This window comes from Cognatishimia maritima (assembly GCF_900129685.1).
Classification (GTDB): domain Bacteria; phylum Pseudomonadota; class Alphaproteobacteria; order Rhodobacterales; family Rhodobacteraceae; genus Cognatishimia; species Cognatishimia maritima.
In genome coordinates, this window is the sequence record NZ_FQWM01000001.1 from 156,550 (window position 1) to 174,559 (window position 18,010).

The 18,010-nt window shown below is 55.9% G+C and carries 18 protein-coding genes; 13 read left to right on the forward strand and 5 right to left on the reverse strand.

What is annotated here, in order from left to right; genetic code table 11:
- The first annotated feature begins 26 nt into the window (after positions 1-26).
- From BUA39_RS00780 to BUA39_RS00800, 5 genes are all read left to right on the forward strand, one after another.
- Complete coding sequence (locus BUA39_RS00780) at positions 27-566, forward strand: GNAT family N-acetyltransferase (RefSeq protein WP_072789513.1); 540 nt, start codon at positions 27-29, stop codon at positions 564-566.
- Positions 567-569: 3 nt separating this feature from the next.
- A complete protein-coding gene (locus tag BUA39_RS00785; protein ID WP_072789516.1) occupies positions 570-1,094 on the forward strand; it encodes a GNAT family N-acetyltransferase in 525 nt (174 codons plus the stop codon).
- A gap of 66 nt (positions 1,095-1,160) precedes the next feature.
- Positions 1,161-2,210 (forward strand): GTPase ObgE, encoded by a 1,050-nt coding sequence (obgE, locus tag BUA39_RS00790; protein ID WP_072789519.1) that lies wholly within the window; start codon positions 1,161-1,163, stop codon positions 2,208-2,210.
- Positions 2,198-3,304: a glutamate 5-kinase gene (proB, locus tag BUA39_RS00795; RefSeq protein WP_072789522.1), complete on the forward strand. Its 1,107-nt coding sequence runs from the start codon at positions 2,198-2,200 to the stop codon at positions 3,302-3,304. The genes obgE and proB overlap by 13 nt, the downstream gene beginning before the upstream one ends.
- Before the next feature lie 68 nt (positions 3,305-3,372).
- Positions 3,373-4,638, forward strand: a complete 1,266-nt coding sequence (locus BUA39_RS00800; RefSeq protein ID WP_072789525.1) for a glutamate-5-semialdehyde dehydrogenase — start codon at positions 3,373-3,375, stop codon at positions 4,636-4,638.
- On the opposite strand, the gene BUA39_RS00805 is transcribed toward BUA39_RS00800, so the two are convergent.
- Positions 4,639-5,223 (reverse strand): histidine phosphotransferase family protein, encoded by a 585-nt coding sequence (locus BUA39_RS00805; RefSeq protein WP_072789528.1) that lies wholly within the window; start codon positions 5,221-5,223, stop codon positions 4,639-4,641. It abuts the gene before it with no gap.
- Positions 5,224-5,250: 27 nt separating this feature from the next.
- Between BUA39_RS00805 and BUA39_RS00810 the strand changes: the two genes are divergently transcribed.
- The 5 genes from BUA39_RS00810 to tsf all read left to right on the forward strand — a co-directional run bounded on the left by BUA39_RS00810 (position 5,251) and on the right by tsf (position 9,102).
- Positions 5,251-5,442, forward strand: a complete 192-nt coding sequence (locus BUA39_RS00810; protein ID WP_072789531.1) for a DUF3553 domain-containing protein — start codon at positions 5,251-5,253, stop codon at positions 5,440-5,442.
- Between the two features lie 124 nt (positions 5,443-5,566).
- Positions 5,567-6,343: an L-ornithine N(alpha)-acyltransferase gene (olsB, locus tag BUA39_RS00815; protein WP_084604629.1), complete on the forward strand. Its 777-nt coding sequence runs from the start codon at positions 5,567-5,569 to the stop codon at positions 6,341-6,343.
- 1 nt (position 6,344) lies between these two features.
- Positions 6,345-7,175, forward strand: a complete 831-nt coding sequence (gene olsA, locus BUA39_RS00820; RefSeq protein ID WP_072789534.1) for a lyso-ornithine lipid O-acyltransferase — start codon at positions 6,345-6,347, stop codon at positions 7,173-7,175.
- Positions 7,176-7,370: 195 nt separating this feature from the next.
- Positions 7,371-8,144 carry a 30S ribosomal protein S2 gene (rpsB, locus tag BUA39_RS00825; protein ID WP_072789537.1) on the forward strand — a complete coding sequence of 258 codons (774 nt, stop codon included), beginning with the start codon at positions 7,371-7,373 and terminating at the stop codon, positions 8,142-8,144.
- An 82-nt stretch (positions 8,145-8,226) separates the two neighbouring features.
- Positions 8,227-9,102 carry a translation elongation factor Ts gene (tsf, locus tag BUA39_RS00830; RefSeq protein ID WP_072789539.1) on the forward strand — a complete coding sequence of 292 codons (876 nt, stop codon included), beginning with the start codon at positions 8,227-8,229 and terminating at the stop codon, positions 9,100-9,102.
- Positions 9,103-9,502: 400 nt separating this feature from the next.
- Here tsf and BUA39_RS00835 read toward each other — a convergent pair whose 3' ends face one another.
- The 3 genes from BUA39_RS00835 to BUA39_RS00845 form a co-directional block, all read right to left on the reverse strand.
- On the reverse strand, positions 9,503-10,264 hold the full coding sequence (locus BUA39_RS00835) for a LuxR family transcriptional regulator (protein ID WP_072789542.1): 762 nt from the start codon (positions 10,262-10,264) through the stop codon (positions 9,503-9,505).
- A gap of 3 nt (positions 10,265-10,267) precedes the next feature.
- The gene (gene aroQ / locus BUA39_RS00840) at positions 10,268-10,702 is read right to left on the reverse strand and encodes a type II 3-dehydroquinate dehydratase (protein WP_072789545.1); all 435 of its coding nucleotides are present in this window, start codon (positions 10,700-10,702) and stop codon (positions 10,268-10,270) included.
- Positions 10,703-10,905: 203 nt separating this feature from the next.
- Positions 10,906-13,341, reverse strand: a complete 2,436-nt coding sequence (locus BUA39_RS00845) for a GcvT family protein (RefSeq protein ID WP_072789548.1) — start codon at positions 13,339-13,341, stop codon at positions 10,906-10,908.
- Positions 13,342-13,653: 312 nt separating this feature from the next.
- Between BUA39_RS00845 and BUA39_RS00850 the strand changes: the two genes are divergently transcribed.
- The 3 genes from BUA39_RS00850 (at position 13,654) to BUA39_RS00860 (ending at position 15,557) form a co-directional block, all read left to right on the forward strand.
- Entirely contained in the window at positions 13,654-14,082 is a 429-nt protein-coding gene (locus BUA39_RS00850) for a DUF2852 domain-containing protein (RefSeq protein ID WP_072789552.1), read from the forward strand.
- A gap of 113 nt (positions 14,083-14,195) precedes the next feature.
- Entirely contained in the window at positions 14,196-14,645 is a 450-nt protein-coding gene (locus BUA39_RS00855) for an RDD family protein (RefSeq protein ID WP_072789555.1), read from the forward strand.
- A gap of 105 nt (positions 14,646-14,750) precedes the next feature.
- Positions 14,751-15,557, forward strand: a complete 807-nt coding sequence (locus BUA39_RS00860) for an arginyltransferase (RefSeq protein ID WP_072789558.1) — start codon at positions 14,751-14,753, stop codon at positions 15,555-15,557.
- Between the two features lie 84 nt (positions 15,558-15,641).
- On the opposite strand, the gene BUA39_RS00865 is transcribed toward BUA39_RS00860, so the two are convergent.
- Entirely contained in the window at positions 15,642-17,996 is a 2,355-nt protein-coding gene (locus tag BUA39_RS00865) for a TRAP transporter large permease (RefSeq protein ID WP_072789561.1), read from the reverse strand.
- Positions 17,997-18,010 lie beyond the last annotated feature (14 nt).

The following is an 18,010-nucleotide window of genomic DNA, read 5'->3' on the forward strand; positions in this document are numbered from 1 at the left end:
TTGGGTAAAATTGGAGGATAGCGCAGATGATGCTTGATAAAATTGTGAATCAGCCGGTGATCGAAGCCGAGCGCTTCACGCTGCGCCCCCTGCGTCGATCAGACCAGGGACTGATTGAGCACTACGCCAGCAACAAAGATCTGGCCCGGATGACCACATCCATTCCGCACCCGCTGCCACCCGGCGCGACAGAGGCGTTTATCGCCCGGTCGCATGCGGATGACCGGATTGAAGAAATCTGGGCGATGGATGGCACCAAGGATGGTAATTCTGAAATCATGGGGCTGATCTCTTTGGATCGCGTCTCGGAGTCTCAGGCCGAAATTGGCTATTGGGTCGCGCCGCCTTATTGGAACACGGGCGTTGCATCAGAAGCCGTGCGCACACTGATTGCGGCCAACCCGCTTGGCTCTAAAACCCTGTTCGCCAGCGTCTTTCAGGACAACCCGGCCTCGGCCCGTGTGCTGACCAATTCCGGCTTTCAATATCTTGGTGACGCCGAGAGTTTCTCGGTCGCCCGGAACGCACCGGTACCGACATGGACCTATAGTCTCAAGCTGGATTGACCAATGCGCCTGAAAACCGAACGGCTTGTCCTGCGGATGCTCCGGCCCGCAGATGCCGAGTGGATTGCGCGCGAGATCGCCAATCCCGATGTTCATAAGTGGCTGACCTCTGTGCCCTACCCATATGGGCGCAGGGACGGCGACTTTTTCGTCGATAAGTTCAAAGACAATCCCGGTGTTCGCGCCATCCTCAAGGAAGATGAACCGCTTGGGGTTATCTCTATTATTTCCGCGGCGAGACTGGATGCGTCGCGACCGGATGCTTTAGAACTTGGGTATTGGCTCAGGGCGAAAGCATGGGGAAAGGGATATATGACCGAGGCCTGCCGACGCATGATCCTCTGGTATTCAGAGACCGGCAGCGGCACGCTGAATTCAGGCTGGATTGAGGGCAATGAACGGTCATCACATGTTCTGCGCAAACTCGGCTTTCAGGAAACGGGTGAAACACACGCGCGCAGGTCGCATTTTCACGGGAAAGACGTGCCTGTTATCCGCGTGAGCCTGCCAGAGCCGCGAGTGGCCTGACTACCGGCTTGAGTACAACTCAATTCCCAGCTATTCGGCTGCATACAAAATTCGAAAGTGACCGCCATGAAATTTCTTGATCTGACAAAGGTCTACATCCGCTCGGGTGGCGGCGGCGGTGGCTGTGTGTCGTTCCGCCGTGAAAAGTTCATCGAATACGGTGGCCCGGATGGCGGGGACGGCGGCAACGGTGGCTCTGTCTGGGCAGAGGCCGTCGATGGGCTGAATACGCTGATTGATTTTCGGTATCAGCAGCACTTTTTTGCCAAATCCGGTCAGGCTGGTATGGGCAGCGGGCGCACCGGCGCGCGCGGCGATGATATCGTTTTGCGAGTGCCTGTGGGCACAGAGATTATGGATGAAGATCAGGAAACCGTTATCGCGGATCTGACCGAGGTAGGGCAGCGTGTCTTGTTGGCCAAAGGCGGCAATGGTGGCTGGGGCAACCTGCACTTCAAATCTTCGACCAACCAAGCGCCGCGCCGCGCAAACCCCGGCCAGCCGGGCATCGAACGCACGATCTGGCTGCGCTTGAAACTGATTGCAGACGTGGGTCTTTTGGGACTGCCCAATGCGGGCAAGTCAACCTTCCTTGCCGCGACCTCCAATGCGCGTCCCAAGATCGCGGACTATCCATTCACCACGCTTTACCCAAACCTTGGGGTCGTGGGGGTTGATGGTGTTGAATTCGTCGTGGCCGACATTCCGGGACTGATCGAAGGCGCGTCAGAGGGCCGGGGGCTTGGTGATCTTTTCCTTGGTCACGTCGAACGCTGCGCCGTTCTGCTGCATCTCGTGGATGGCACGTCGGGCGATCCGGTCGCTGATTACGAAACCATTATTGGCGAAGTGGAAGCCTACGGTGGCGTATTGGCCGATAAACCGCGCATCACGGTGTTGAATAAAATCGACACAATGGATTCTGAGGAACGTGGCTTCCTGAAGGACGAACTTGAAGCGGCTGTTGGCGGACCTGTCATGTTGATGTCTGGCGCAAGCCAAGAGAACGTGACCGAAGTGCTGCGCGCGCTGCGGTCCAAGATTGATGACAACCGGCTGCGCATCAAGCAAGAAGCCGAAGAAGAGAACGAGGACGACACGCCTTGGCAACCCTGACCGCAGCCAAACGTCTGGTCATCAAAATCGGGTCCGCCTTGCTGGTGGACCGGGCCAGTGGCGCATTGCGCAAAGATTGGTTGCTGGCGCTGGCCGAAGATGTGGCGTGGTTGAAATTCAAGCAGATCGACGTGGTGCTGGTGTCCTCAGGCTCCATCGCGCTTGGTCGTGGCGCTTTAGGTCTGCCCTCTCAGGACCTGCCGCTTGAACAATCGCAAGCCGCAGCAGCCGTTGGCCAGATCAGATTGGCGCGTGCCTATGAAGAAGCGCTTGCCCCTCATGGCATTATGACAGCTCAGGTTCTTGTTACATTAGAAGACAGCGCTAACCGTCGGAGATATTTGAATTCTCGGGCAACGTTAAACCATTTGTTGAAGATGGGCGTTGTGCCGATTGTGAATGAAAACGACACGGTTGCGACAGACGAAATTCGCTATGGCGACAACGACAGGCTGGCCGCTCAAATCGCACTGACCACGGGCGCAGATCAACTGATCCTGCTGTCTGACGTCGATGGGTTCTATTCCGACAATCCCCAAAGCAACGCCGATGCCAAACGGTTTGATGTTGTGGACGAGATCACGCCAGAGATCGAAGCCATGGCCGGTGACGGGCTTTCAGGCCTGTCCAAAGGCGGCATGATCACCAAGCTGCTGGCTGCCAAAACCGCGACCGGTGGCGGCTGTGCCATGGCGATCACCGAAGGTTCCGTGATGCGTCCGCTACAGGCGTTGGAAAATGGGGCCAATGCCACATGGTTCACCGCGCAAGTCACGCCGCAACAGGCGCGCAAACGCTGGATCAGTTCGATGAAGCCGCAGGGTGCGCTGACGGTAGATGACGGTGCCGCAGGCGCGTTGCGCCGGGGCAAGAGCCTGCTGCCCGCTGGTGTCACCCATGTGACAGGCAGCTTTGAGCGTGGCGACCCGGTCGAAATCCTTGCCTCCGATGGCCGCAAACTCGGGCAGGGGCTCTGTGCCTACACCACAGATGAAGCGCAACAGATCAAAGGGCAAAGGTCCGCTGACATCGAAACCATTCTTGGCTACCAAGGCCGCACTGCGCTGATCCATCGGGATGATATGGCGCTGTGACTTTCTTCTTGGCATAAATACCTCCGCCGGAGGCTCCTCCGGTTCAACCAACGCAAAGGACAGATCTGATGAACGACATCACAGATATCGCCGCCCTGATGAGTGACATTGGCCAACGCGCCAAAGCCGCAAGCGCAGAGCTGGCCTTTGCCCCGCCGGAACAGAAAACCCAGGCGCTGAACGCCGCTGCGGACGCCGTCTGGGCGCGCCGGGCCGACATCATCGCCGCCAACGCCAAGGATTTGGACTACGGTCGCGACAAGGGCCTGAGCCCCGCGATGATGGATCGATTGATGCTGGATGAAGCCCGCATTCAGGGCATCTGCAATGGTCTGCGCGCTGTTGCAGCCCAAGACGACCCCGTCGGAGAGGTTTTGGCCGAATGGGATCGTCCAACTGGCCTGAATATCAAACGTGTGCGCACACCTTTGGGCGTGATCGGCGTGATCTATGAAAGCCGCCCGAACGTGACGGCGGATGCAGGCGCGCTATGCCTGAAATCCGGCAACGCCGTGATCCTGCGCGGTGGCTCCGAGAGCTTCCATTCGTCTGGTGCCATTCACGCCTGTCTTGTGGAGGGCTTGAAAGCCGCAGGCCTGCCTGAGGACGCCGTGCAATTGGTGCCCACCCGCGATCGAGCGGCTGTCCAAGAGCTGTTGACCATGGTTGATACCGTGGACGTCATCGTGCCTCGCGGCGGCAAGGGCCTTGTTGGTCTTGTGCAGCGCGAAGCCCGCGTTCCGGTTTTTGCCCACCTTGAAGGCATTGTGCACATCTATCTGGACAAAGCGGCCGATCCGCAGAAAGCCATGGATGTGATCCTAAACGCCAAAACGCGTCGTACCGGGATTTGTGGCGCGGCAGAGTGCCTGTTGATCCACGAAGACCTTAAGGACTCGCTGGGTAAAGAGGTGATCTCCATGCTGTCAGAGGCAGGCGTGCGCATTCATGCGGATGAGACGCTGCAGGCGATTGCCGGGACCGTCGCGGCCACAGAGGAAGATTGGGGTAAAGAATATCTTGATATGGATATTGCTGCGAAAACAGTGACTTCTGTGGATGATGCGATTTCCCATATTCGTCAGTACGGGTCCAATCACACCGATTGCATCATTACCGAAGACGATGCGGCTGCAGAACGGTTCTTCCAACGTCTGGACAGCGCGATTTTGATGCGCAACGCCTCGACCCAGTTTGCGGATGGTGGCGAGTTTGGCATGGGTGCGGAAATTGGCATCGCGACCGGCAAGATGCACGCCCGCGGCCCGGTGGGCGCAGCACAATTGACCAGTTTTAAGTATCTGGTCGTCGGCGACGGCACCACCCGCGCCTGATCAAAACACGATCCGTATCCGCCGCTCTTCCAAGTGGATACGGATGGTGCGCCCCATGCCCGACACCAGATCTGGCAAGAGCCCAAACTGGACGGTCGACGCCTGCAGATCCTCGGGGGCCTGCCCTTTGGTCAACGGTCCCCAAAGGTCTTCGTCAATTTGCAGATCCGGGCCTTCTGCGATGATCTCAAACACTTCAGCATTTTTGGAAATGCCAATCTCCCCACCTCGTGGCAGCGCAGCTTGCAGACAAAGCACCGAAATAAACGCGGCTTTGGCCTCTGTTCTTTGTATCGTATCATCGATGTGCCACAGCAGTTTCACGCGCTCCCGCGCTTGCAGTGACAGCATCGCTTTGACTTCTGCAGAGCCAATCGTTTGACCGCGCGCCGCCGGCCCGAAGGTAACGCGCAATAACTGGAGTTTCGCGCTGGCGTCTTGGGCGCTTTGTGCGATCAAGGCTGTTTCCTCGGCACCGCCGCCAAGCGACAGCAGTTCCGCGCCGTTGACGCAGGCTCCGACGGGGCTGATCAGGTCATGGCAGATACGTGCGGCGACAAGTTCATGCAAATTGGGGGTACTCATTGGCGCAATTCCCGATAGATATGGCCTATGGATGATCTGAACAGCTTTCTTGAACCAGGCATGATTGTGCGCCACCCGGACCAACCGGATTGGGGGCTGGGACAGGTGCAATCCAATATTGGCGGCAAGATCACGGTCAATTTCCAGGAGGCGGGGAAGGTTGTGCTGGATAGCCGTCGGGTGGGGTTGATGCCTGCCATGGACGAAAATGAACCATAAAGTCGTTAAAATCTGAATAACACAACGTTAGATTGAAACGCAGCCCAGTGGCAACAGCCAGCTATCACAGAGTTGCAAAGCCGCTGTGTGACGCCTAAAAGCGCAAAAAAACATAGCTTTGGACATGATGCTCGCAGCGACTGACACTTTTGACCTGAGACTGGCCCAGACCGAGGAAGACATCCGCGCGGCGCAGCATTTGCGTTATCAGGTCTTTGTCAAAGAGCTGGGCGGGCAGGGTGATCTGGTGGATCACGATGCAGAGCTAGAGCAAGACGAATACGACCCGCATTTTGATCATCTGATGCTGCTGGATACCGCGCGTGGAGAGACCGTTCGGGACCAAATCGTTGGCGTCTATCGATTGCTGCGCGACGACATGATGCCGCGGGTTGGCCGCTACTACACCGAAGGCGAATACGACCTGAGTGTTTTGAAAGACAGCGGTCGTAAGCTATTGGAATTAGGGCGGTCTTGCCTGCACCCAGATTATCGCGGCGGCGCGGCGATGTACCTGCTGTGGAATGGTCTGGCTGACTACGTGAACCGCCATGGCGTCGAAATCCTGTTCGGCACGGCAAGTTTCCATGGGACAGATATCGAAGTGCTCCAAGAGTCGCTCTCCCTTCTGTATCATCGCCATCTTGCCCCGGAAAACCTGCGTGTGCGGGCGGTTGCGGGTCATTTCCAAGACATGAACCTAGTGCCCGAGGCTGATATCAACCGCGTGGCGGCGATGCGGCAAGTGCCTGCATTGATCAAGGGCTATCTGCGCCTTGGTGGCTTCATTGGCGACGGCGCCTTTGTCGACCACGATTTCAACACCACAGACGTTTGCCTTGTGATGGACACCGAGAAATTGAACGCGACCCAGCGCAGTATCTACACGCGGGGCACCTAGGATGACGTCGCCGACTTGGACAGGCGAGGCGGATTATCCAACCGCACAAAAGATCAGCCTTTTCGGGTGGTTACGCGTCGCCTTGCGCGGAAGCCTCATCGCAGCGGTTCTGGTTCTTGGCATTGTCACACTCACTCTTATACGCCTGATCGAAAAACCCATCTTTGGGCTGCGGCGACCGGTTGGCGGCTATGTTCCAGCCTTAGTTTGTCGGATCAGCCTGTTTTTGATGGGCATTCGATTTCACACAAGCGGCACGCCGATGCGCGGCGGAGGCGCGGCTGTCGCCAATCATTCATCGTGGTTGGATATTTTCACGCTGAACGCCAAGAACCCGGTGTTTTTTGTTTCTAAATCCGAAGTCGCGCGTTGGCCGGGCATTGGGTTTCTGGCCAAGATCGCGGGTACGGTTTTTATTGCGCGGGACCGGAAAGAGGCCCAAGCGCAGAAGGACCTTTTTGAAAACAACCTCGCCGCGGGACAGAAGCTGTTGTTCTTTCCCGAAGGCACATCCACTGACTCTCTTCGCGTGTTGCCCTTCAAACCCACGCTTTTTGCGGCCTTTTTTGCAGAGTCACTGCGAGAGTCGATCCAAGTGCAACCGGTCACCGTGAACTACCACGCCCCCGAAGGGGCAGATCCAAGGTTTTATGGCTGGTGGGGCGATATGGAATTTGGCGCGCATCTCTTGCAAATGCTGGCCGCCCGCAGTCATGGCCGGGTCGAAGTGATCTATCACCCGCCGTTGTCTGTGCGTGATTTTCAAAACCGCAAGGCGCTGGCCGCCGCCGCGGAATCGCAAGTCAGGGCAGGGCACTTTCGCACGCAATAAGTCCGCTGAGCCGTTTTCCTTAGAAAATCGCGGCCTAGCCCTTGAATGCCATCGAAAACCCATGTAAAGCGCGCGCATTCAATCCCGCAGGTGGGGGTTGGTCCATTTGGGGGAGACATCCCCAAAGGTCCGCCGGTTGGAGCTTCCGCTCTCACTTTCCCCCGCTCAGGCGTAAACCGGAAAAGGAAGAAATGCATGGCTCAAGTTGAGTTCACCATGCGCCAGCTGCTTGAAGCAGGCGTACACTTTGGTCACCAGACACAGCGCTGGAACCCACGCATGGGCGAGTTTATTTATGGCTCGCGTAACGGCATCCACATCATGGACCTGACACAGACCGTTCCAATGCTGGACGCGGCTCTGAAAGCAATCAGCGACACCGTTGCAAAGGGTGGCCGCGTTCTATTCGTTGGCACCAAACGTCAAGCGGCCGCACCGATTGCAGACGCAGCAGAGAAGTCTGCTCAGTATTTCATGAACCACCGCTGGCTCGGCGGCACGCTGACCAACTGGAAAACTGTTTCCCAATCCATCAACCGCCTGAAAGAGATCGACGAAAAGATCGCATCCGGCGGCGAAGGCCTCACCAAGAAAGAGCGCCTGAACATGGAACGTGACCAGCAGAAACTGCAAGCATCCCTCGGCGGTATCCGCGAGATGGGTGGCGTGCCTGACCTGCTGTTCGTCATCGACGTGAAAAAAGAAGCACTGGCCATCGCAGAAGCCAACAAACTGGGCATCCCAGTTGTGGCGGTTGTCGACACCAACTGCTCTCCAGATGGCGTTGACTACATCATCCCAGGCAACGACGACGCATCCCGCGCAATCGCTCTGTACTGTGATCTCGCATCCCGCGCAGCTCTGGAAGGCATGACCGCACAGATGGGCGCAGCAGGTGTTGATCTGGGTGCATTCGAAGAAGCACCGGTTGAAGAAGCCGTTGCCGAAGAAGCCGCTGCAGACGCTTAAGTACGCTTAAGCGTTACCTAATTGACATGGGGGCAGGGTAAGCCGCCCCCATTAGACTTCTCAAATTCCTAGGAGAACCACGATGGCGATTACAGCCGCAATGGTGAAAGAACTGCGCGAGATGACCGGCGCAGGCATGATGGACGCGAAAAAAGCGCTGACCGAAACCGATGGTGATCAAGAAGCGGCAATCGACTGGCTGCGCACCAAGGGTCTGGCAAAAGCGGCCAAGAAATCCGGCCGTACCGCCGCAGAAGGTCTGGTTGCTGTCAAAGTTGAAGGCGGCAAAGGTGTTGCCGTTGAAGTGAACTCTGAAACCGACTTCGTTGGCAAAAACGCTGACTTCCAGAAAATGGTGGCAGGCATCGCAAACGTGGCGCTGACTGTGTCTGACGTTGACGCGCTGAACGCTGCCGAACTGAACGGCAAGCCCGTTTCCGCAGTGATCACCGACGCAATTGCAACCATCGGCGAGAACATGTCTCTGCGCCGTATGGCATCCGTGGAAGGTGACGTTGTTGCGTCCTACATCCACAACCCAGCCACTGACGGCATGGGCAACATCGGTGTTCTGGTTGCACTGAAAGGCGGCGACGAAGCCTTTGGTAAGCAGGTTGCAATGCACATCGCAGCGGCAGCGCCACAGTCCCTGTCCGAAGCGGACCTGGACCCAGCGGTTGTTGAAAAAGAGAAAAACGTTCAAATCGAAATCGCACGTGAATCTGGCAAGCCAGAGCAGGTGATCGAAAAAATGATCGTGGGTCGCATGAAGAAATTCATGGCTGAAGTGACTTTGCTGGGCCAGAACTTCGTGATCAACCCAGACCTGACCGTTGAAGCGGCAGCCAAAGAAGCCGGTGCGGAAATCGTTGGCTACGTGCGTATGCAGGTTGGCGAAGGCATCGAGAAGAAATCCGAAGACTTCGCAGCAGAAGTTGCAAAGGCCGCTCAAGGCTAAGGTCTACTGACAGTCTCAGATACAAAGCACCGCTTGGGCAACTAGGCGGTGTTTTCTTTTTCTGGTTGAATTGAGTTTCCCAGGTTGCATCACATCGCAAAAAAGAAACGGTGCCAAAACCGCTAAGTTTCAGCACCGCTCTGGGACAGGCCATGTCATTGGGGATGGTGGCCTGAAAACAAAATTTATTATTAAATCAAGATATTACATGAACTAAGTCGCGCGGCCTCCGCGAGAATTTACAAAGAGCGCAGAGCCCAGAAATCGCTGGGGTTGCGCCCTAGTTGTCCCAGGCCCAATAGCCACACTCTCGGAACGTGTTAACTTTTACAACGTATCCGAGTGAGACCAAGGTATGGAATTCCTTACCTTTTGCAATTTTCTTTACCTTAGGTTGCAGCTAAAGGTCAGAGATAAAGATTTGGTTGAGAAAAGCCGCTTTAAGAACCGCCTGTGCCGTGGTTTCCACACCCAAAGATTCCCGTGCAAGGCGTAAATGTTTCTCTACCGTTGCCGCTTTGCGTCCCATCAGCGTGGCAATATCCTGAATCGTTTTCCCGTCAGAAACCCATTCCAAAACCTCGCGCTGGCGGCTGGTCAGGGCGCGGCGCGCATTCTGGTAGGGCAGGTTCATCAGCTTGAGGTGCAGCACATTGTTCATCAAGGTCAAAACCTCGCCGTGCTCTTGCCAGATCGCATCCAGATCACTTTGCGGAACACCGGCTGGCCCAATTAAGCTGATTGCGCCCTTTGTGCGCAGTGAAACCGACTTGAAACTGATCGTATAGCCCGCTGTGACATCATACGCTTGGTTGAATTCCAAAAGCGCCATTTCTTCGCGATTTGGGTCGCGGCCCGAATAACTGCCCAGAATATGCGCCCAGCTTTGCGCGCCGACATTTTCCAGCGCCCAACGGATCATTGGGCCGTTCTGAAACATACGCTCTGAAAAGAAACGGTTCAGATAGGCCTGATCCAAGTTCGAAAGCACAACGAAATCGTCCGGGTCGCCAAGGTTCTGATCGACGCGAAAATTTGTGTAACCATAAAGCAGGCGGTCAAAGCCAAACTCCGCCATCTTTTCCAAATGCATGGACCAGATGGCGGCCTGAGAATTTGCGTTTGTGATTTCAGATATATAACGCAGCGTGGCGTCGTTCATAATTTACCTGACGTGGTCTAACAGCGCCTCAATCGCCAGACGATAGCCAATGGCACCAAATCCGCAGATCTGGCCGACCGCAACGGGGGCAATAAATGATTTGTGCCGGTAAGCTTCCCGGGCGTGAATATTTGAAAGATGCACTTCGATCACAGGCAATTCGACCGAAGCAATCGCATCCATAATGGCAATTGACGTATGGGTGTAAGCACCGGCGTTCAGGACAATCCCGTCATGATCACCTTTGGCATCATGGATAGCATCTATCAATTCGCCTTCGTGGTTGGATTGTTTGCAGACAATGCCGACACCAAGTGCGCGACCATGGGCTTCGCAGGTATCTTCGATGTCCTGCAATGTGGTGGTGCCATAGACCTCGGGCTGGCGCGTGCCAAGCAGGTTGAGGTTTGGACCATTCAGGATCAAAAGCGAGGCCATACGGAAATTCCTTTGCAATACAGACTGTTTAGCGCGAAGAATTTCACGAAGTCTACCGCTAAGAGGCAGGAATTGGCGTCTGGGTGGCGTTTTGGGCGTTTCTGGTCATGTTGATTATTTACATAATTACCATTATGCGAGTATTGTATTGGGCAGTGGATACTTTGAAACTCCTTCAATTACAGTGCCCTAGCGGTGTTTCCTTAAGCGCGTAACAATGTGAACTGCGGGTCATAAGGTACGTCTGGCAACGTGGTCGCTCTGCAATGATTGCCGCAGATATCAACTGTCAGCTTGGTCGTTGGTGTTGCGTGCTCTGCATCGATGAAAGCAAACGCCAGGTTCATGTCGGTACGATGACCCCATGCGCCGGACGTTACACTGCCGACAACTTGATCGTTCAACAAGACGGCTGCGCCGGCATGGGCTGGCGCCGATGCGCAGTCGACTTGCATCAAGCACAGCGTGCGTTTTGGGCCATTCGTATGCCGCTCAGTTAGCGCCGCCTGCCCTATGAACTCGGATTTCCCCAAATCCACAAAGCGCTGAAGGCCGGTTTCAAAGGGATCATATTCGGTGATCAATTCCGCTTTCCAATGCAGGAAACCTTTCTCAAGCCGCATGGAGTCGACCGCGCGTGCGCCAAAAAGCGACAGACCGTGTTTTTGACCGGCCGAACGCAGCGCAAGGTATGCAGCGTAAAGCGATTGGTTGGGCACATGGATTTCATAGGCCAGCTCGCCTGAAAAGCTGACGGCCATGACTGTCGCTGGGGCAAAACCGATGCAGCATTCGCGTACAAAGAGCCAAGGGAAGGCTTCGCGGCTCCAGTCGCCACGGGCGCAGGCCGACAGAACAGCGCGAGAATTTGGCCCGGCGAGCAACAGGATTGTCATCTCGTTGGTCAGGCTGCGGATCTGAACGTCTTCGTCCGCGTGTTTGTGCGCTGTGAGCCAATCGAGATCATGCAACTCGCTTGCCGCGGCAGAGCCGTACCACACCCGTTCTGGTCCACGGTCTGACTTCGGGAGATTGGCGAGCGTCGCCTCGGCCTTCACCATGCCATGATGGTTCAGCAGATAGGCCAGACCGACGCGCCCGTCCCCTTTGGGCAGCCTGCCGCAGATCATCCGGTCCAAAAACCTGTGCCGGTCCGCGCCGGTGATCTCCAGGCGATTGAAGCCGTTGACCTCTGTCAGACCAACGTTGGTTTGCACATTTTTGACCTCTGCCGCAACCAGATCAAAGGTTTCGTCAAAATCAAAGCTAAGCGTAGGATGAAAGTCGGCTGAGGGCTTGATGTAATCCACGCGCTCCCAGCCGTTCACCACGGAAAACGCCGCGCCTTCGGCAGCAAACACCGGTGTCAGCGGAGTGGTTTTGGCGGGTCGTCCCGCTGGGCGATGTTCATGCGGAAAGTGAAAGCGGAATTCGTTCTGATAGTCTTCGGTGGCTTTCAGCGCGGTCAATTCGACCGTCGCATGCGGCGCAAAGCGGCGTGGGTCAAGGCACCAAGTGTCAAAGCAGGCGTCGCCATGCACAATTTGCTGCGCCAAGAGCCAGCCGTGGCCCCCACCCTCCCCAAGACCTGCGCGCAAGCCTATGATACAAAACGCATTTCGCTTTCGGGGGATCGGCCCAACAAGCGGCGCGCCGTCGGTTGTATAGGTGATCGGCCCATTGACCACACGTTTGATCCCGACCTCCTGCAGGACCGGCATCCTTTCAAACGCGCCTTCCAGAACGTCCATGATCCGGTCCAGATCATCCGGGCACAGCGCATTCGTAAAGCCCGGATCAATGCCATCCATGCCCCAAGTTTTGCAGTCCTGTTCATAGAACCCGACGAGCAGCCCGTTCTTTTCTTGGCGGCAGTAGTAATCAGAAATCGGGCAGCGCAGCAAAGGCATGCGGCGGTCAGCCGAGACAATCTCTGGGATGTCTTCGGTGACAAAATATTGGTGTTCCATCGAGGCCACCGGGTGCATCACACCCATCATGGCGGCGACTTCATTAACGCGGTAACCACAGGCATTCACGACGATGTCCGCGTCGATGTTGCCAGCGGTAGTTTCCACCGTCCAAGTATCATCACGGTGTTGCTTAAGGGCGGTGACCGCCGTGTGACGATAGACCTCGGCCCCTGCCCTGCGCGCGTGAAACGCCAGCGCCTGACACAGCTGCGCCGGGTCGATGTCGCCGTCCTGACCGTCCCAAAGCCCGCCCAATAGGTTGTCGGTTGAGATCAAAGGATGCCGTTTGGCGCATTCCTCTGCGTCGATGATCTCATAATCCACGCCCATCCCGCGGGCCATGGAGGCGAAATGGCGATAGCCTTGCATCTGCGCTTCGGTATTGGCGAGTCGGATGCCGCCATCGCCGTGGTGGTAGCCGACGGGATAATCCGTGTCGTCGCGCAGTTTCTTATACAGCGCGATGGAATGGGACTTCAGACCAACCATGGTCTGGTTCATCCCAAAGTTCGTCACCTGCGCCGCCGAATGCCATGTGGTGCCAGAGGTCAGCTCATCCCGTTCGATCAAAACGACATCGGTCCAGCCCTCTTGCACAAGGTGATAGAGCGTCGAGCAGCCCGCAATGCCGCCGCCGATAATCGCCACTTTGGTCCGAGATTTCATATCGCCCTCCTTCATGCGCAGGCCTACCGCCCTGCCCCGCTTTAGGATCGATTGCGTCCGCTGTCCGACACTGATTTTCAGTTTTGCGAAAGGCAATTCCGCGATTTCATGTTTTGAAAACCAGATTTTGGACGTTTACAGGGTGGATTTAGGTCGAAAAATTCAGAAAATTTTCCGGCTAACCTATTGAAATATATACATCAAGAAAGAAAATGTAAAAAACATTCACATTAACTCTTGTTTGGTCGGCCTGGTTTCCCACATTGTATGATGTGAAAGACATTCACATTAACCCAAACCACGGAGACCCCAATGACACCAGTTGCCACAGCCAACCCTAACACCGATCACATGGGTTGGTTTTCCCGGAGCGAGGCATGGTTGGACAGCAAAGGCAAAGGTGCCTGGATTGCCGCCATGGTCCTCGGTTTCATCTTCTTCTGGCCTGTCGGACTGGCCCTTCTCTTCTACATGATCTGGAGCAAAAAAGGTATGTTCGGAAAATCCTGCCGCAGCAAAAAATCACGTCATCGCATGCATGTGATGTCCTCGTCCGGCAACTCTGCTTTTGACGCCTATCGCGATGAAACCATCGCGCGTCTGGAAGAAGAGCAGGCGAACTTTGAAGCCTTCCTAGAGCGTTTGCGCGAAGCGAAGGACAAGTCAGAGTTTGACCAGTTCATGGATGAGCGTTCTAAGAAAGCGGCCAAAGACCGCGACGCGCAGACCGAAGAGGCTTAAGTCAGCCCGCCGGTCCAAAACCAAGGCAAGGCCCCCATTAGACCGGGGGCCGCGTTTTACGATATACCCAATCAACAACCCAAAATAACCCAACCAAGAGAGACACCGAAGAGATGACATCCCGCGCTTACGCCCTTCCTGACCCGGTTTCACAGCCAGAGTTTTATGCGGACGTGCCCGTCAAACGCTTGATCGCCTGGATCGTTGACATGATCCTGATCGGCATTATCAGCGCATTGATCCTGCCGTTGACCTTGTTCACCGGGATTTTCTTCTTTGGTGCGATTTTCCTGACGGTCAGCTTCATCTACCGCGTTGTGACCCTGACCAATGGGTCGGCGACCTTGGGCATGCGGTTTGTCGGGATCGAATTCCGCACGCAGCATGGCGACCGCTTTGATCTGGGCCACGCTTTCTTGCACACGCTCGGCTATAGTGTCTCAATCGCCTTCTTTGTCCTGCAGCTGATCTCTATCGTTCTGATGCTGACATCATCGCGTTCGCAGGGTTTGACCGACCATGTGATGGGATCGGTCGCCATCAACCGGGCCGCACGCTATTAAGCGGCCCGAACCCTTCGACGCAGATACATACAGGTTTTTCTATGCTTGGCGGGGCCGCAAACCGTTGTTAAGGTTGCTCTGATCTGAAACAGCCCGCGGTCCCGAATGCGCCATTCCCTGCCTCTTGCCCCCCAGTTTTATGTGACGGCGCCACAGCCCTGTCCGTATCTGCCCGGGCGGATGGAACGGAAGCTGTTTACGGCCTTGCAAGGGGACAATGCGCAGGAACTGAATGACGCGCTGTCTCATCAAGGCTTCCGCCGCTCTCAGAACGTGCTGTATCGCCCGACCTGCGCCGATTGTGGGGCCTGCTTGTCTGCCCGCATCAGCGTGGCTGACTTTACTTTGACGCGCAGCCAAAAACGCATCTTGCGGCGCAATCGGGGGATCGAACGCAAGGCAAACTCCCCTTGGGCCACTGAAGAACAGTATGACCTGTTCCGCACCTATCTGGACGCGCGTCATGCGGATGGCGGTATGGCCGACATGGATGTGTTTGAATTCGCCGCGATGATCGAAGAAACGCCCATACGCTCTCGCGTGGTCGAATATATGGATCAAGAACCGCAGCAGTTGATCGCGACCAGCCTGACCGATGTCCTCGCCGATGGGGTCAGCATGGTCTATAGCTTTTTTAGCCCCGACCATCAGCGCAATTCACTTGGCACCTTCCTGATCCTTGACCATATCCGCATCGCTCAAGAGGCCGGTTTGCCATATGTCTATCTGGGCTATTGGGTGCCGGGCAGTGAGAAGATGGGCTATAAAGCCAAGTTTTCAGGCCTAGAGGTTTATGCAAAGGATCAATGGCAGCCTGTCACCGACGCAAGTACCTGTGACATCGAGGCAATGACGCAGGCCAAGGAACCGATTTCTGAGCAAGTGGCGAATATTCAGTTGCCGCAGCGGTAAGACCAACGCATCTCTTCCTTTGATCAAACGACATGAAAAAGGGGCCTTGGAAGGCCCCTTTTCTTTTTGGTGTTTCGGGTTTGATCATCCACCCATGATGTTGGGCAGGATCGTCACAATCGATGGGAAGAACCATAGGATCGCCAGACCAACCACTTGGATCAGCACGAACGGTGCCACGCCACGGTAGATATGGCTGGTTGTGACGCTCGCCGGGGCCACGCCGCGCAGGTAGAAGAGCGCGAAGCCGAAAGGCGGTGTCAAGAACGAGGTCTGCAAGTTCACCGCGACCATGATCGTCACCCATTTCGGATCAAAGGTGCCGCCGTAGATGACCGGCCCAACAATTGGGATCACGATGTAGATGATCTCAAGGAAGTCGAGCACAAAGCCCAGCACGAACAGAACCAGCATCACGATCAAGAACACCGTGAACTCATTGTCAAACGAGCGCAGGAATTGCTGGATGTAATGTTCACCGCCGAAGGAGATCACAACCAGGTTCAGGATCTGCGAGCCGATCAGGATGGTGAAAACCATCGAGGTGACTTTGGCCGTTTCCCTGACAACCGGTGCCAAGACCGAACTGCGGAACAGAACCCAGCAGCTGTAAAGGATGCCGAACATTGCAAAGAGGTAAGCCGCATAGGCAAAGAAGAAGGCAATCCAGCTTTCGGTCGAGACCTCTGGCAGGTTCACCCGCAGGTCAAAGTTCACACCGATCAACAGCATGATTACGATGGCGAAGGCCGCTTGCAGGATCACTTTGCCGGATTTCTCCTCATCCTGCAGCTTACGATAGGCCGCCAGAAGGATCGCGCCCCCTGCCCCCAAGGCTGCTGCCGGGGTTGGGTTTGTGATCCCGCCAAGGATCGAACCAAGCACCGCGACGATCAGAACCAGCGGCGGGAAAACCACGCGCAAAAGTTCATTGCGTCCAAGCAAGCCCGCTGCGTATTTCGCGCCGTAAAGCGTGATGACAATCGGGATGGCCATCAAGACCAGCGCCGTACCCGGTGTTGTTGTCGGTGCAACCCAGATCGCATTGACCAGCAATGTCAGCGCAACGCCTGCAAGACCAATCCACAGCGGACGCGGGTCGGCACTAGGTGCAATGCCGCGCGCGGTGGTGATGACAAGCGCAAGGAAGATCATGCCAATCGCCAGACCAGTGCCAATTGGCGCGGCGTTCGCGATCTTTTCAAGGCGCAGGCCCTCTTGCTCTTCAGCAGTCAGTGCGCGGCTTTCTTGCGCACCGCCAGCGTCGTCAATCGCTTGTTGTTCAGCGATTGCTTCATCCCATGCTGATTGACCATGCAGTTCAATCATCGAGGCTTGGCATTCGGCACTGACGTTCGTGCGCAGGCTGGCTGTCGCTCCGCTGTCGGTAAAGCTGCTGACGGTTGTCGACTGGCTGCCAATCACATTGGCCGAGGACAACAGGAAGAACCCGCCAATCAGCACAACCGGTGCCACAGCAAACCAGATCAGGCGCTCATTGCGTGTGACGATTTCGCCGGTCGATTTGCTTAGGTTCACGGCAGGCGCTTTTGTTGGGTTCATCATGGCGTAGCCAAAGGCATAAAGCCCATAAAGCCCTGCCAGCATGATCCCCGGTATCAGCGCCGCTTGGAACAATGTGCCAACCGAAACAACAGCCGGTTCGCCCAGATAGGTCAGAGCATCCGTACAGCCCGCCAGTTGCGCACGCGCTTCCTGTGCGGACGAATACAGGTCGCCGGCCAGCGTTCCGAGAAGAACAATCACGATGGATGGCGGAATGATCTGCCCCAAAGTGCCCGATGCCGCGATCACACCTGTCGCCAGTTCTGGCGAATAGTTGTTGCGCAACATGGTTGGCAGGCTCAACAGTCCCATGGTGACAACTGTCGCGCCCACGATCCCTGTCGAGGCCGCCAAGAATGCGCCCACAACAACAACCGACACTGCCAGACCGCCGGGCAACGGGCCAAAGACACGTGCCATTGTGGTCAACAGATCATTCGCAATCTTAGAACGTTCCAGCGTGATGCCCATCAGGACGAACATCAGAACCGCCAGCAGCGTTTCAATGGACTGACCTGCAAGAACACGCTCGTTGATGCGGTTCACGATGAAGCTCAGGTTGCGGTCCAGTGCGGTTTCCCAGCCGCTGACGAACACCGGCTCTGCGATGCGCGGAAGGTCTGGGTATCTGAACACCGATATCTTATCGGCGTTCACACCGTTGGATATCAGTTCATTATAGGCGTTTGACGCCGTGTCGATCGCTTGGTGGATCAACAATCCCGCGCTATCCAGTGCGGCGATGATGCCAAAAGCGATGATGCCAGCGCCACCGATGGCAAAGGCGACGGGAAAGCCCGATAGGATGCCTCCAAAGAGGCAAAGGAAGACGATAATCAGGCCGATTTCGACCCCATCTAGTCCGAATAACATAGTCTTGTTTCCTT